Source organism: Oryzomicrobium sp. (assembly GCF_021287045.1).
In the GTDB taxonomy this organism is placed as follows: domain Bacteria; phylum Pseudomonadota; class Gammaproteobacteria; order Burkholderiales; family Rhodocyclaceae; genus Oryzomicrobium.
The window spans coordinates 124,478-138,875 of the sequence record NZ_JAJTBG010000001.1; the positions used below are offsets into that span (position 1 = coordinate 124,478).

Genomic DNA, 14,398 nt, shown 5'->3' on the forward strand with positions numbered 1-14,398 from the left:
GAAAATCGCCGGAGCAGTAACGTATTTCCTACCGGAGGGGGCGCAAAGTAATTATAAAATATGACCTTAGCTATATCTAAAATAAATACTTCGTGCTCTCCGGAATCAACGAGAAGTCCCTTCCCCGGCTCCAACTGTTCGGCATGCTCGCCCTCGTCCTGGTCTTCACCCTGGGGATGGGGCTCTATTTTACCTGGCAGCACGTGCGCGACTTCCAGGCCGGCATGGCCGGGCTGGAGCGGGAAACCCTGGCCCAGCAGCAGTCCTTGCTGGAGGCCGAGCTTGATTCGAACCGCAATTACCTGGAGTTCGTCCGCTCCCGCACCGAGGAAGTCCTCAAGGAGAGCCTGAAGGCCGAAGTGGACCAGGCCTTCCAGGTGGTGGAGGCCCTCTACCGCCAGGAGAAGGGGCGGCGTCCCGAGGCCGAGATCCGCCGCCTGGCCGCCGAGGCCCTGCGCCCGATGCGCTTCTTCGATGGCCGGGGCTACTTCTTCATCGACGACCTCAAGGGCAACTGCGTGCTGCTGCCCATTTCCCCGGATCGGGAGGGCTCCTCCCTGCTCGACAACCGGGACGACGCCGGCACCTACATCATGCGCGGGCTGATCGACGCCTCCGCCTCCGGGGCCGGCTTCTCACGCTACCGCTGGTACGCCCCGGGCAACCCCCGGGAAATGGCCGACAAGATCACCTACGTGCGCCGCTTCGAGCCCTTCGGCTGGATCATCGGCGCCGGCGACTACCTGTCCAACATGGAGCAGCAGCTGAGCCAGGAGGCCCTGGTGCGTCTGCGCTCGGTGCGCTTCGGCAAGAACGGCTACCTGGCGGTGCTGCACCGGGACGGCCGGGTGCTGGTGTCCCCCTCCCATCCCCAGTCGGAAGGCGTCGCCGTGAGCCGGCTGGGCAGCGATGCCGAGCGCCGGGTGGTGGGCCAGCTGCTCGACCTGGCCAAGACCGGCGGCGGCGTGGCGCGCTACGACTGGCTGCGCCCCGACAGCGGCCGGCTCACGCCCAAGCTTTCGGTGGTGCGTCCCGTGGATTCCTGGGGCTGGGTGCTGGTGGCCGGGGTGTACCTGGACGACCTGGCGGACACGGTGCAACGCGGCCAGACCGAACTGGCGGCGAGCGTGCGCGAGCACGTCACCACCACCCTGCTGGTGCTGGCCCTGGCGGCGTCCGCCACCCTGGCCTTCTCCCTGTTCTTCTCCGGCTGGCTGGGCCGCATCCTCCATGCCTACCGGGACGACATCGAGACGCGCAACGCCCAGCTCACCGAGAACGCCCAGCAGCTGCGCCTGGCGGCCCAGGTGTTCGAAAGCGGCAACGAGGGCATCGTCATCACCGACGCCCGGAACCGCATCCTGACGGTGAATCGGGCCTTCACCGCCATCACCGGCTACCGGGTGGACGAGGTGGTGGGGCGCAACCCGAGCATGTTCTCGTCGGGCCGCCATCCCCCCGAGTTCTACAACACCCTGTGGCGGGAGCTGAACGAGACCGGCACCTGGTCCGGGGAAATCTGGAACCGCCGCAAGGACGGCTCGCTCTTTCCCGAGTGGCTCAACATCAGCGCGGTGCGGGACGACGCCGGGATGGTGACCCACTACATCGCCGCCTTCTCCGACATCACCGAGCGCAAGGCCGCCGAGGCCCAGGTGCGGCACATGGCCGAATACGACGCCCTGACCAACCTGCCCAACCGGGTGCTGCTGCTGGACCGGCTCGGCCAGTCCATCGCCGCCGCCGGCCGGGCCGGCACGGGCATGGCCCTGTTGTTCATCGACCTGGACCGTTTCAAGAACATCAACGATTCCCTGGGCCACGCCGTAGGCGACCAGGTGCTGTGCCTGGTGGGCGAGCGCCTGTCCGCCACCGTGCGTGCCAGCGACACGGTGAGCCGCCTGGGGGGCGACGAATTCGTCGTCCTGCTGCCCAACCTGGACGTGCCGGACCGGGCCGCCAGCGTGGCGGAAAAACTGCTGGTGGCCCTCAGCCAGCCCCTGGCGGTGGGCGCCCACGAACTGGCCGTTACCCCCAGTATCGGCATCGCCGTCTATCCGGAGGACGGCGACGACGGCCCGACCCTGCTCAAGAACGCCGACGCCGCCATGTACAGCGCCAAGGAAAATGGGCGCAACAACTACCAGTTCTTCACCCCGGAAATGAACGCCCGGGTGTCCGAACGCTTGGCCCTGGAAAACAGTCTGCGCCAGGCCCTGACGCGCAACGAACTGTTCCTCCACTACCAACCCCAGTACGACCTGCAAAGCGGCGAACTGACCGGCTGCGAGGCCCTGGTGCGCTGGCAGCACCCGGAGCAGGGCCTGGTCCCGCCGGCCCGTTTCATCCCGGTGGCCGAGGACACGGGCCTGATCCTGCCCCTGGGCCTGTGGGTGCTGCGCGAAGCCTGCCGCCAGGCCAAGGCCTGGCAGGACCAGGGGCTGAAACCGATCCCGGTGGCGGTGAACCTGTCCGCCGTCCAGTTCCGCCAGGTGCGCCTGACGGGGCTGGTGGCCGACGTCCTGGCCGAGACGGGGCTGGAACCCCGCTGGTTGGAATTGGAACTGACCGAATCCATGCTGATGGAAGACGGCCCCCGCCACACCACCACCCTGGCCGAACTGAAGGCCCTGGGGGTGCGCCTGGCCCTGGACGACTTCGGCACCGGCTATTCCAGCCTGTCGTACCTGAAGCGCTTCGACCTGGACACCCTGAAGATCGACCGCTCCTTCGTCCAGGCCCTGCCCGACGACAGCGAGGACGCGGCGCTGACCAGCGCCATCATCGGCATCGCCCGCCTGCTCGGCCTGACCACCGTCGCCGAGGGCGTCGAAACCGAAGCCCAGCGCGCCTTCCTCGCCGCCCAGGGCTGCACCCTGATGCAGGGCTTCCTGATGGCCCGGCCCATGTCCGGGGACGAGCTGGGCCGGCTGCTGGCGCCGGTGGAGGCTAGTGCCTAAGGGTTGGTGATTTCAGGGGCTGGCGATCTGTTTGGCATAATCCTGCGTTTTAGGGAGGTGCCATGGGCCGAAAATCATCGTCGTTCGAGGATATCGTCGAAATCTGTGCGGCCTTGCCCTGGCAAGTCGGTGTGGTGCTTGCCGTCGTCAGTTACCTGGTGCTGCATCATTTTGCGCTGGTCCCGGGGGGCGTCCCTGCGATTGATCTCCAGCGACCCGGCAGTGTCGGGAGCATGCTGGGGGGCACGCTGGCTTATTACCTCCAATACATCGTTTCCGGTGCCTGCTTGCTGGGTGCGCTGATCAACCGGCACCCTTGTCGCCCGCCTGCACGGCGTCGAAACCATCCGCGAGTTCGTTTCCGGGGCGGCCATCACGCTGATCCTCGACTTTCCCTTCTTGCTCATCTTTCTCGCGGTGATGTTCGCCTACAGCTGGCAACTCTCACTGATCGCCGTCGGCCTGCTCGGCGCCATCGGCGCCATCAGCGTGCTCGTCTCGCCGATTTTCCGCGAAAAGCTCAACCGGCAGTTCGTGCTCGGCGCCCGGAACCAGGCTTTCCTCACCGAGTACGTCTCGGGCATGGCGACGGTCAAATCCCTGCAGATGGAGCCGGACATCGACCGCAAGTACGGCGACCTGCTGGCCCAGTACCTCGCCGCCGGCTTTTCGACCAAGCAGGTCGGCAACACCTACAACACGCTGGCCAACGGTCTTGAACAGGTGATGACGCTGTCCATCCTGATCGTCGGCGCCCTGCTGGTGATGCAGAACGACGGTTTCACGGTCGGCATGCTGGTCGCTTTCCAGATGTTCGCCTGGCGCATGAGCCAGCCGATGCTGCGCCTCGTCGGCCTGTGGCAGGAATTCCAGCAGGCCAACATCGCCGTCAAGCGCCTGGGCGACATCCTCGATATGCCGACGGAGCCGCATGCGCTGATCCCCAGCCGGGAGAGCACCGGGAACGGCAAGGATTCCGGCAGGGTCGAGCTGATCGGCATCGCCTTCCGCTACGGCGAACACCACCCCTGGCTCTACCGCAACCTCGACATGGCCTTCATGCCCGGCCACCTGACCGTGCTGATGGGTCCCTCGGGCTGCGGCAAGAGCACCCTCGCCAAGCTCCTGCTCGGCTTCTACCAGCCGAGCGACGGGCAAATCCGGCTCGACGGCCGGGACATCCGCCACCTCGCCGCCAACGAGCTACGGCAGACCTTCGGCGTCGTTCCGCAGGAGACCGTGCTGTTCGCCGGCACCATCTACGACAACCTGGTCATGGCGCACCCGCACGCCACCTTCGAGGACGCCATCGCGGCCTGCAAGGCGGCAGAAATCCACGACGTGCTCGACAAGCTGCCGGAGGGTTACCAGACGGAGATTGGCGAACGCGGCACGGGCCTGTCGGGCGGCCAGCGCCAACGCATCGCCATCGCCCGGGCACTGCTCAAGAAACCCAAGATCCTGATCTTCGACGAGGCTGTCTCCAACCTCGACCAGCAGACGGCTGAGCACTTCGCCAAGACGATCAACAAGCTCAAGGGACGGGTGACGATGATCTTCATCACGCACCAGATTCCGAGAGGGCTGCAGGTCGATGAGGTGTTCAGCTTCGGGAGCGAGCAGCACACGACACGGATGGAAGTGGTGGAGGAAAAATGAGCGAGTTGGAGATGCCCTGCCCTGTGCGGGGAGTGTAACGGTTGCCTAACACATGTTCTTCTACCCGAAATTGGGTACTGAAGCCATGACTAAAATTAACTGGCGTTGCATCAAGTTTTGCTGATTGGGAGCAAGTGCTTCTTCGAAGCGTTTTTCCGACGAATTGGGATTCTGAGGAACAAGAAATGTGCCGTTGGAGCACGATCTATTGATCTGCTTCTGATTTTTTACATACTGGCAATAAAAAAGATTGAGATGAAACTCCACCTCCGACCACCACTTGCTATTTTATTTTATTTTATCGTTAATTCGATTATTTCATACCCACTGATGGCACATGAAATTCACAAGACCACACCTGCGTTGGGCCAGGCGAAATTAAAAAATCATTTTTCCGGGCAATGGCATATTAGATTGTGCAACTCAAACAAAATAACAAACTGTAGCGAGTTCACAGTTTACCTTACTCAAGTTGGAAACAGATTGTGTGGGGATCATTTTTTTTCATCTCCAGACGGAGGTGGAATCAACGAAGGAGCGCCACGATCAGTAATTGGTCACATCAAAAAAAACAATATTGCAAACATTACTATAACTAGCGGCCGGAATGGCAATGTTTTTAGAGTTCGTGCAATTAGAAATCGTGAGAATTTGATTTGGAATGTGGTCGGCGAAACCCAGCGTAGGCAGGAGAGTGATTCAGCGCTGGTATTGACAAGCGGCGTTCTTACGCGCGAGCCTGAGGATATTCAGTATCAAGCCGCACTACTGGCCTGCCAAGAACAATAGAGCAATTTTATCTATCAAAGGATAAGTTATGATTAACTATCATCTTCTTACACAATCCGCCTACGTCAACTTATTATCGGAATTAATTACAGGCTTTGAAGGACACCACTCAGTGGCTGAGAATATCGGAGATGGCAAGGCCACAATAGGATATGGATACACGTTTAATCGATCAGACAACCTTTCCTTATGGACTGCCGCAGGAATTAATCTCTCGGATACAGACCGCGCCATTCTTGAAAGCGCTAAAGGGGGCAGCTTCACATTCTTTTCGGAGCAGTCATGCCACGTCGCCCACGCATTAAATTAGCTGGAATGCCGCAGCACATCGTTCAGCGCGGAATCAATCGAGAGCCCTGTTTTTTCGCAGAGGAGGATTACCACTTTTACCTCCACTGGCTGGAAAAATCGGCTGCCGATTGGTGCTGCCACATCCACGCCTATGCCCTTATGACCAACCATGTCCATCTGCTGGTCACACCGGAAAACGAGACGGGAATCGCCAAACTCATGCAAGCCATCGGGCGGCGCTACGTGCAGTACATCAACCGCGCCTATCGGCGAACCGGCAGCTTGTGGGAGGGTCGCTACAAGTCCAGCGTCATCCAGGCAGAAAGCTACTTGCTCACCTGCATGCGCTACATTGAACTCAATCCCGTTCGCGCCGCGATGGTGCCAGACCCCGGCCCGTATCGTTAGAGCAGTTACCGGCATAACGGGCTGGGTCTGGCCGACCCGCGCATCACACCCCATCCGGTATTTCTTGCTCTTGATCGTGACGATGCCAAAAGGCAAACGGCCTATCGCGCGCTGTTCCGCAGCGAGCTGGATGAAGAAGCGCTTGCCGACATCCGGCTTGCCCTGTCACAGGGGCAGCCACTGGGGCTGGGGCGTTTCGGCGACCAGATTTGTGCGGCAACGGGGACCCGGCGTTCGCAGAAGCGACCTGGGAGACCGGCAGGAAAGACAGACCAACCGATTAACACCGAATTGCAAGCCGATTTTGGATTCTGAGCGGGGAAAACGTATATGACATGTGAGATAAGAAAGAATGTGAAGCTGACCCCTCTAGTTCGAGGTCATCTTTTGAGTGTGATTTTTGTATATCCATCAATGGCGCAAGAGGTGCGTAATGTCCTACAAATAAAGTGTGACGTTAAGTCAGGAGTATTGGAGATTCGGCCAATAGATGAAGCGGCCTTGGGCAGATCAACTGGGCGTGATTTTCAACAACCTAATAGCCAAAAGTTTATATCGATAGGCTCTAGTAAATACCACCTTGCGATAGGGCGCTTACATGATAAATGTACATTGATTACCAGGAAATTCAAAATATCAGTGAACTACGCTGCTCCAAAATCTCACGGCACTTGTGGTGGAAGTCCATTTGGAATACTCAATGTGAGTTCTGATGGTGAAAATCATATTCATGGCGAGGTGATCCATGATTGCATGAATGAGGTGGAAACTTGGTTCCGGTTTTCTGAAGTAAAAGGATGGGAACGCTGCCAAAGGGGCGGTCACAACATCTCGAGCAGTAGTGAGAGATTCGATGTTCTGTGTAGCCGATTCAATTGACTCAATTATTGGAGGGAATGCCATGATTTTCAACGGAACGCAAACCAGTTACAAAGTTTCCCGCAATGGCTTTATAAAGAAACTGCACCAATCAAAGGGGTCAGAATGATTTACTTTCTTGATGTAAAAAATGACTCTGACCCCGTTGCTCGTTGAGGAGGAAAATGAAATGCAATTCCGGAAAAGTAAAATGTCCCTGCCCCTTTTGTCGCTGGGCCCAGGTAGCTATCGTGAAGGATATAGAAATAAATAGCTGATAATTAAGAGTACTGAATATGAGAAATACAAGGCGAAACAGCCTCCTGCCTTGGAGTAATTTAAGCGTGAAAAGTCGAATCGGCTGGCTTCTGTTGGTCGGTACTTTTACGTGTCTTGCAATTTATTTTGGAGACAAATATCTTCGCGCTGCCCCATCCGGATATTGTGAAGCCCAGGGCAGGTACATATCGGACGAAGAATTTATCCAGCTTGCAATTAAATTGCGTGAGCAAGACTGGAAAAAAAGAGGGGGGCAAGAGAAGTTCACGTACTCCGGGCGCGATTTCAATCCGAAGCATTTCAATTGCTGTCGCGTTATTCGGGAAGAGTCCTTCTCATTGTTTAACCGAATGTTTGACCGGCAGGTGATATCTGTGGAATTGAATAACGAGACAACCACAGTAAATATCTACGGTGCGAATCTGAATGACAGATTTTTCTTCGATATCTGCGGAAAACTCAAAGGACGCATTGAGTACAACTGGCAGGCACAGTAGACGGGTTATCCACTTGAAGCTGAAATTTACTGCCTTCCAGTTTCAGAAGTACGGGATGGTCGAAGGCACTGTTGAGTACATCAGCGCCGACTCGGCGGACAGCAACAGCACGAATGTATTGGCTGAGAAAGTACAGACCCGAAAAAATCAGCCGCTGGTCTATAAGGCACTGATTGCACTGAAAACGATGCACCTAGAAGTTGATGACAAGCACTTTCCTTTGAATGCCGGCATGCAGACGAATGCAGAAATTCTGCTCGGTACGCGGTCTGTGCTGGAATATCTGCTTTCACCAGTGCAGAAAGCATGGCATGAGGCGGGACGTGAGCGCTAGACGTGGCATTGAAATTGCTTTTCTGTTTATTTTAAAGTTTGTGGTTTCGTGAGCCAGCCTTACCCTCTCAAGTCTTGGGTCCTTAGCGCCATCTGGTCTGGCTGGGCCGTCGCCCAACAAAAACGGCGCCAGGTTTCCCTGGCGCCGTTTTTGTTGCAGCCGTCGCGGACGGCGCCCGGTGTTCCCGGTGCTTATTCCATCGCCTCGTACAGCGGCAGGGTCAGGAATTCCGGGTATTCCGGGGTGAGGGACATCTTGTCGAAGATCACCGCGGCCTGGTCGTAGGTCTCGGTCTTTTCGCCCTGGGCGGTGACGGTGGCCTTCACCTTGGCCAGCTCCTCGGCGATCATCGGACGGACCATTTCCACGGTGACCTTGCGGCCGTCGTCGAGCTTGCCCTTGGGGCTGACCACCCACTGCCACACCTGGGAGCGGGAGATTTCGGCGGTGGCGGCGTCTTCCATCAGGTTGTGGATGGGCACGCAGCCGTTGCCGGCCAGCCAGGAACCCAGGTAGTGGATGCCGACGTTGATGTTGTTGCGCAGGCCGGCCTCGGTGATGGGCTGCTCGGGCTGGAAGTTGAGCCAGTCCTTGGGACCGAAGGAGCCTTCGACCTGCTTGCCGAACTGGTTCGGCTTGTCGCCCAGGACCTTGACGAACTCTTCCATGGCGATGGGCACCAGGCCCGGGTGGGCCACCCAGCCGCCGTCGTAGCCGTCGTTGGCGTCGCGGCGCTTGTCGTGGCGGATGCCGGCCAGGGCCTTTTCGTTGGCTTCCGGATCGCCCTTGATCGGGATCAGGGCGCTCATGCCGCCCATGGCGGGGGCGCCGCGCTTGTGGCAGGCCTGCACCAGGGCCAGGGCGTAGGAGCGCATGAAGGGCACTTCCATGGTGATGGCGCCCCGGTTGGCCAGACAGAAGTCCTTGTTCTTCTTGAACTTCTTGATGCAGGAGAAGATGTAGTCCCAGCGGCCGGCGTTCAGGCCGGCAGAGTGCTCGCGCAGCTCATAGAGAATCTCTTCCATCTCGAAGGTGGCGAGGATGGTTTCCACCAGCACGGTGGCCTTGATGGTGCCTTGCGGCAGGCCGATGTGGTCCTGGGCCATGACGAAGGCGTCGTTCCACAGGCGGGCTTCCAGGTGGGACTCCATCTTGGGCAGGTAGTAGAAGGGGCCGGCACCGCGGGCCACCTGCTCCTTGGCGTTGTGGAAGAACACCAGGGCGAAGTCGAACAGGCCGCCGGAAACGCGCTGGCCGTCCACGGTCACGTGCTTCTCGTCCAGGTGCCAGCCGCGGGGACGGATTTGCAGGGTGGCGATCTTGTCGTTGAGCTTGTATTCCTTGCCGGCCTCGTTCTTGAAGGTCAGCTTGCGGCGGATGGCGTCGTAGAGGTTCACCTGGCCCTGGATCTGGTTGAACCAGTTGGGGCTGTTGGAATCCTCGAAGTCGGTCATGTAGGAATCAGCGCCGGAGTTGAAGGCGTTGATGATCATCTTGGCTTCCACCGGGCCGGTGATTTCGACGCGGCGGCACTGCAGGGCGGCGGGCACCGGGGCGACCTTCCAGTCGCCTTCGCGGATGTGCTTGGTCTCCGGCAGGAAGTCGGGCATTTCGCCGGCGTCGATGCGGGCCTGGCGGGCGACGCGGGCCTTGAGCAGTTCCTGGCGGCGCGGTTCGAAGGCGCGGTGCAGTTTGGCGACGAAGGCCAGGGCATCGTGGGTCAGGATTTCTTCGAAGCGGGGGTGCAGCGGGGCGTTGATGGCGACGCCTTGGGGCAGGTTGAGGCTCATGGAAGCTCCTTGGGAGAAAGTGGCGGGCGGAATCGGAATGCTGCGAATCCGAGAGTTTGAGAATAGAGAACGGGCGGAAGAAGGCTAGGCCGTCTTGTAAAAGTAGTACGCGGTGAGCAGAGTGCCTACGGCAATGATTACCCGCTTCAGCCACAGGGCGGGAATGCGCCGGGCCACGGCGGCGCCGGCATAGCCGCCCACGGTGCCGGTGATCAGCATCACCGCCGTATGCGGCCACGAAACCGCGTTGGCGATGACGAAGGTGCCGACGGCCACGCTGTAAATGACCGCCGACAGCCAGTTTTTCAGGGCGTTGATCTCGTGGACATCCTTGAAGCCCTGAATGGCCAGGGCCGCCAGCATGAGGATGCCCATGCCCGCCCCGAAGAAGCCGCCGTAGATGGAGACGGCCAGTTGAAAAAGATAGCCCCCGGGGCCCACGTGGCGCTCGTCGCCGGGGGCGGCGGGCTTGAAACGGGCCACCAGCCGGGAAAGCTGGGCGCTGAAGGCGAACAGCACGGTGGCCACCAGCAGGAGCCAGGGAATCAGCTTGGCGAAGGCGGCGTTGCTGGTGGCGAGCAGCAGCAAGCCGCCGCCGATGCCGCCGAAGAAGGCCACCACCGAGAGCAGGGGCAGGGCGCGCTTGAAGCGGGCCAGTTCGCGGCGGAAGGCCCAGGCACCGGCCAGGCTGCCCGGCCACAGGGCCACCGAGTTGCTGGCGTTGGCCACCACCGGCGGCACGCCCACGGCGAGCAGGGCCGGGAAGGAGAAGAAGGTGCCGCCGCCGGCCACCGAGTTGACCGCGCCGGCGGCGAAAGCGGCAATGCCGATGAGCAGGGCGTGGATCAGGTCCATGAGTGCATCATCCCTTGGTATTGCCGGCCTGGCGGCGGCGCACGAAGGCCACCAGGTCGTCGAGGCTGGCGCCGCTGGCGGTGGGGGCCACGCCCAACTCCTCCGGCGGCTGGCCGGTGCGGTTGACCCAGAAGGTGGTGTAGCCGAACCAGGTGGCACCGCAGGCGTCCCAGCCGTTGGATGAGACGAACAGCAGCTCCCGGGCCGGGGCGGCGAAGGCGTCCGGTCCGAGCTGGTAGGCCTCCGGGGCGGTCTTGTAGCGCTGCACGGCGTGGGTGGACAGCAGGTGGTCGAACAGGCCGGTCATGCCGGCGCTCTTGACCGCGATGTCGAGCATGGCCGGGGTGCCGTTGGACAGGATCGCCAGGGGCAGGCCCAGGGCCTTGAGCGTCTTCAGGGCCGGCAGGTTCTCGGGGAAGGGCGACAGGCAGGCGTACTGGGCCATCAGGCGGCGGCGCTGCTCCTCGCCCAGGGTGAGGCCAAGCCGGGCGCAGGCAAAGGCCAGGGCGTCCTCGGTGATCTCGTAGAAGGGCCGGTACTGGCCGCTCATGCTGCGGATGCGCGAATAGTCGATCTGCTTCTCGCGCCACAGTTGGGACAGGGCGGTGCCCTGGCCCGGGTAGAGCTGCTCGGCCAGGGACGTCACCGAATGGACGTCGAACAGGGTGCCGTAGGCGTCGAACAGGATGGCGCGGAACATGGCCGATGAAAGATTCCCGAAGAGGATGAAGGGATTCTATTCAACATTCCGAATCGTGATAACGGCCATTTCGTCTGTTATATTTTTTACTTCTGGTATGTAATCCGCTCAAGCCCCCTGCCCACCGGGGTGCGGCGCCGCCAAAAGAAAACCCCGCCACGGGGGCGGGGTAAATGCGCGACGCGCACGGGGGGTGATCATGCCGCCCAGGGGCAGGGCGGCCATGCCGGACCTGTACGGACACCCCAGGCAAACGGGTCGGGGCGTCCGACACGGGCAATCCTAGTCGCCCCGCCGGCCCGCCGGTATCCGCAAAACTGACCACTGCCCTGCGCGGCTTCGGTAATACCCGCATACACGCCATGGATACTTTCAAGCAGATCAGTGCCTTCGTCGCCTCCGCCACCCGGGGCAGCCTGTCCGCCGCCGCCGCTGCGGAAGGGGTCACCCCGGCCATCATCGGCCGGCGCATCGACGCCCTGGAAGGGCGGCTGGGGGTCAAGCTGCTGGTGCGCACCACCCGGCGCCTGTCGCTCACCTTCGAGGGGCAGGCCTTCCTGGAAGACTGCCAGCGCATCCTCAACGACCTGTCCAACGCCGAGGCCTCGGTGTCCCTGGGCGGGGTCAAGGCCAGCGGCCACCTGCGCCTGTCGGCCCCGGCCGGCTTCGGGCGCAAGCACGTGGCGCCCCTGGTGGCCGAGTTCCTCGCCCTGCACGGGGAGGTGACCGCCAGCCTGAACCTGGCCGACCGGGTGGTGGACGTGGTCAACGAAGGCATCGACTGCGCCGTGCGCATCGGCGAGCTGACCGATTCCAGCCTGGTCAGCGTCAAGCTCGGGGAAATGCGCCGGGTGGTGGTGGCCAGTCCGGCCTACCTGGAATCCCGGGGCGCCCCGGCTACTCCGGACGATCTGGCCGGCCACAACTGCCTGTCCCTGGGGCCCCAGCGGGGCTGGCTGTTCACCAACCGGGAGCGCAGTGCCGAGCGGCCCGACGCCACCTTCTCGGTCAAGGTCGGCGGGCGCTTCGAATGCAACGACGGGGCCGTGCTGCACGAATGGGCCCTGGCCGGCTACGGCCTGGCCTGGCGCTCGGTGTGGGAAGTGGAGGGGGATCTGCTGGCGGGGCGGCTGCGCACCGTGCTCGACGACTACGCGGCCCCGCCCCTGGGCATCTACGCGGTATTCCCCCAGCGCCGCCACCTGCCGCTGCGGGTGCGGCTGTTCATCGACTATCTGAAGAACACCTACGGCAATCTGGCCTACTGGCGGCGTGGGCGCTGAAGGCGCTAAGTCTACTAAGTCTACGTTGCAGGGCCGCGGTGCCGCGGCCCTGACGCGTGGTGCGGCGCGGGGCTAGAGGGAGGTGGCGATGTGCTCGAAATCGTCCAGTTCCCGCTCGAACTGCATCAGCTCGCTGCCCAGGGCGTCGCGCACCGACACCATGCCCACGGGCCGGTCGTTGTCCACCACCGGCAGGTGGCGGAAGCCGCCGCTGTGCATGGTGTGCAGGGCGTAGCCCAGGCTGCGGGAGGCGGATACGGTGCGGGGTTCCAGGGTCATCACCTCGGCGAGGTGGGTGGCGTCCGGGTCCAGGCCGGCGGCCAGCACCCGGTTGAGGGCGTCGCGCTCGGTGAAGATGCCGATCAGCAGGCCGCCGCGCACCACCAGGATGGCGCCGACCTTGGCGTCGGCCATGCGCCGGGCGGCTTCGCGCACTGTACTGTCCTCGCCGGCGGTGAGGATGTGCTGCTCGCGGATCACGTCGCGGATGGTGCGGTGGGGCATGGCGGTCTCCTCAAAGGGCCGCGGCGGCGGCCGGGTGTCGGTCAGTGTATGTCAACCTGTATGTCAACCGCATCGACTGCACCGCCGCCGCTTGGTTCCGCCCAGACGGCTATTCCCAGCGCTTCTGGTAGGAGAAGGTGGGCAGCCGCCAGCCGCGCCAGATGGCCAGCAGGCGGAAGGTGAGGCCGGCGGCGAAGCTGACCAGGGTGTTCACCTCCATAGGCATGCCCAGGTGGCGCAGCACTAGGTAGAGGATGCACACCGCCAGGGAGACGCTGGCGTACAGCTCGTGGCGGAACACCACCGGCACCTGGTTGCACAGTACGTCGCGCAGCACGCCGCCGAAGATGCCGGTCATCATCCCGGCCATGATCACCACCACCGTGGCGTAGCCCATGCCCAGGGCAACTTCGCAGCCGATCAGGGAAAAGGCGATCAGCCCCAGGGCGTCGAGCACCAGGAAGAGGCGCTTCAGGTGGTGCATGAAGCGGGCGATGATGGTGGTGAACAGGCCGGCGGAGATCACCAGGTAGATGTAGCCCGGGTGCTGGGTCCAGCCGATGGGGAAGTGGCCGAGCACCATGTCGCGGATGGTGCCGCCGCCCAGGGCGGTGACGAAGGCGATCACGGCCACGCCGAAGATGTCCATGTTGCGCCGCCCGGCGGCAAGGGCCCCGGACATGGCTTCGGCGGTGATGGCGATCAGGTAAATGGTGATCAGCACGGGGCCACCTCGCGCAAAGCAAGGCGGGGCGCGGTATTCCGAAGGTGGTGCCTGGAGATTGGCGCGGATGCTGGACGTGCGAGAGGCATGGCTGGAGATCCAATAGGGGCGCGGGGTTTCGCCCGGGCCGATGTTCGGTCCCGGCGGCGATGCCCGACGCTGCGCCTCTCCCCCTGTCCTTTTACCTGAGAGTTTCGGCCCGGCGCCCGTGGCGTCCGGCCTGCCCCTTCGGTGGGTCCCCCGCGGCCTTTCGGCATGGCGGCGACCGCTCTCCAGTCGGCTGAATGTGCTCCGCAGTTCCCGGTGCCTGAGCGATTATGGGAGCTTGCGCCTTCGGCGGGGGCGGACGTTGCGCCAGCCCCTCTCTCCTGCGGAGGAGGCGAATTATCCGGGGGATGGCGGGGCGAGGCAACCCGCCGTCGTGCGGTGTGCGTAGCCCCGGAACGCCATGCTGGCGAACGGTGGCC

14 protein-coding genes and 1 riboswitch are annotated in these 14,398 nt (G+C 62.0%); of the genes, 8 read left to right on the plus strand and 6 right to left on the minus strand.

Going from position 1 to position 14,398, the window contains the following annotated elements:
- Positions 1 to 92 precede the first annotated feature (92 nt).
- On the plus strand, positions 93 to 2,960 hold the full coding sequence (locus tag LWW89_RS00545; protein WP_293259505.1) for a cache domain-containing protein: 2,868 nt from the start codon (positions 93 to 95) through the stop codon (positions 2,958 to 2,960).
- A gap of 74 nt (positions 2,961 to 3,034) precedes the next feature.
- Here LWW89_RS00545 and LWW89_RS00550 read toward each other — a convergent pair whose 3' ends face one another.
- The gene (locus LWW89_RS00550; RefSeq protein ID WP_293259508.1) at positions 3,035 to 3,367 is read right to left on the minus strand and encodes a hypothetical protein; all 333 of its coding nucleotides are present in this window, start codon (positions 3,365 to 3,367) and stop codon (positions 3,035 to 3,037) included.
- Between LWW89_RS00550 and LWW89_RS00555 the strand changes: the two genes are divergently transcribed.
- From LWW89_RS00555 to LWW89_RS00580, 6 genes are all read left to right on the plus strand, one after another.
- The gene (locus tag LWW89_RS00555) at positions 3,306 to 4,619 is read left to right on the plus strand and encodes a peptidase domain-containing ABC transporter (protein ID WP_293260300.1); all 1,314 of its coding nucleotides are present in this window, start codon (positions 3,306 to 3,308) and stop codon (positions 4,617 to 4,619) included. The genes LWW89_RS00550 and LWW89_RS00555 overlap by 62 nt on opposite strands.
- A 255-nt stretch (positions 4,620 to 4,874) precedes the next feature.
- Positions 4,875 to 5,408 carry a hypothetical protein gene (locus tag LWW89_RS00560; RefSeq protein ID WP_293259511.1) on the plus strand — a complete coding sequence of 178 codons (534 nt, stop codon included), beginning with the start codon at positions 4,875 to 4,877 and terminating at the stop codon, positions 5,406 to 5,408.
- A 315-nt stretch (positions 5,409 to 5,723) separates the two neighbouring features.
- A complete protein-coding gene (locus LWW89_RS00565) occupies positions 5,724 to 6,107 on the plus strand; it encodes a transposase (protein WP_293259514.1) in 384 nt (127 codons plus the stop codon).
- A 354-nt stretch (positions 6,108 to 6,461) separates the two neighbouring features.
- Positions 6,462 to 6,986 carry a hypothetical protein gene (locus LWW89_RS00570; RefSeq protein ID WP_293259517.1) on the plus strand — a complete coding sequence of 175 codons (525 nt, stop codon included), beginning with the start codon at positions 6,462 to 6,464 and terminating at the stop codon, positions 6,984 to 6,986.
- A 323-nt stretch (positions 6,987 to 7,309) separates the two neighbouring features.
- Positions 7,310 to 7,741: a hypothetical protein gene (locus LWW89_RS00575; RefSeq protein WP_293259520.1), complete on the plus strand. Its 432-nt coding sequence runs from the start codon at positions 7,310 to 7,312 to the stop codon at positions 7,739 to 7,741.
- Positions 7,742 to 7,754: 13 nt separating this feature from the next.
- Positions 7,755 to 8,075, plus strand: coding sequence for a hypothetical protein (locus LWW89_RS00580; protein ID WP_293259523.1), 321 nt, complete (start codon positions 7,755 to 7,757; stop codon positions 8,073 to 8,075).
- A gap of 191 nt (positions 8,076 to 8,266) precedes the next feature.
- On the opposite strand, the gene aceB is transcribed toward LWW89_RS00580, so the two are convergent.
- From aceB to LWW89_RS00595, 3 genes are all read right to left on the minus strand, one after another.
- Entirely contained in the window at positions 8,267 to 9,865 is a 1,599-nt protein-coding gene (gene aceB, locus LWW89_RS00585; RefSeq protein WP_293259526.1) for a malate synthase A, read from the minus strand.
- 84 nt (positions 9,866 to 9,949) lie between these two features.
- Positions 9,950 to 10,720 (minus strand): sulfite exporter TauE/SafE family protein, encoded by a 771-nt coding sequence (locus LWW89_RS00590; protein WP_293259529.1) that lies wholly within the window; start codon positions 10,718 to 10,720, stop codon positions 9,950 to 9,952.
- A 7-nt stretch (positions 10,721 to 10,727) separates the two neighbouring features.
- Complete coding sequence (locus LWW89_RS00595) at positions 10,728 to 11,420, minus strand: haloacid dehalogenase type II (RefSeq protein ID WP_293259532.1); 693 nt, start codon at positions 11,418 to 11,420, stop codon at positions 10,728 to 10,730.
- 362 nt (positions 11,421 to 11,782) lie between these two features.
- Here LWW89_RS00595 and LWW89_RS00600 point away from each other — a divergent pair, with 362 nt between their 5' ends.
- Positions 11,783 to 12,703 carry a LysR family transcriptional regulator gene (locus LWW89_RS00600; protein ID WP_293259535.1) on the plus strand — a complete coding sequence of 307 codons (921 nt, stop codon included), beginning with the start codon at positions 11,783 to 11,785 and terminating at the stop codon, positions 12,701 to 12,703.
- Between the two features lie 72 nt (positions 12,704 to 12,775).
- Here LWW89_RS00600 and LWW89_RS00605 read toward each other — a convergent pair whose 3' ends face one another.
- Positions 12,776 to 13,207, minus strand: coding sequence for a CBS domain-containing protein (locus tag LWW89_RS00605; RefSeq protein WP_293259538.1), 432 nt, complete (start codon positions 13,205 to 13,207; stop codon positions 12,776 to 12,778).
- A 109-nt stretch (positions 13,208 to 13,316) separates the two neighbouring features.
- Positions 13,317 to 13,931 carry a trimeric intracellular cation channel family protein gene (locus LWW89_RS00610; protein ID WP_293259541.1) on the minus strand — a complete coding sequence of 205 codons (615 nt, stop codon included), beginning with the start codon at positions 13,929 to 13,931 and terminating at the stop codon, positions 13,317 to 13,319.
- 284 nt (positions 13,932 to 14,215) lie between these two features.
- Positions 14,216 to 14,312, minus strand: a riboswitch (glycine riboswitch).
- Positions 14,313 to 14,398 lie beyond the last annotated feature (86 nt).

What these genes read in the sequence shown, in the direction of transcription:
- LWW89_RS00550 (WP_293259508.1), bottom strand. Translation starts at nt 3,367, where the DNA reads ATGAGCAAGAAGGGAAAGTCGAGGATCAGCGTGATGGCCGCCCCGGAA.
- LWW89_RS00560 (WP_293259511.1), top strand. Translation starts at nt 4,875, where the DNA reads ATGAAACTCCACCTCCGACCACCACTTGCTATTTTATTTTATTTTATC.
- LWW89_RS00565 (WP_293259514.1), top strand. Translation starts at nt 5,724, where the DNA reads ATGCCGCAGCACATCGTTCAGCGCGGAATCAATCGAGAGCCCTGTTTT.
- aceB (WP_293259526.1), bottom strand. Translation starts at nt 9,865, where the DNA reads ATGAGCCTCAACCTGCCCCAAGGCGTCGCCATCAACGCCCCGCTGCAC.
- LWW89_RS00590 (WP_293259529.1), bottom strand. Translation starts at nt 10,720, where the DNA reads ATGGACCTGATCCACGCCCTGCTCATCGGCATTGCCGCTTTCGCCGCC.
- LWW89_RS00595 (WP_293259532.1), bottom strand. Translation starts at nt 11,420, where the DNA reads ATGTTCCGCGCCATCCTGTTCGACGCCTACGGCACCCTGTTCGACGTC.
- LWW89_RS00600 (WP_293259535.1), top strand. Translation starts at nt 11,783, where the DNA reads ATGGATACTTTCAAGCAGATCAGTGCCTTCGTCGCCTCCGCCACCCGG.
- LWW89_RS00605 (WP_293259538.1), bottom strand. Translation starts at nt 13,207, where the DNA reads ATGCCCCACCGCACCATCCGCGACGTGATCCGCGAGCAGCACATCCTC.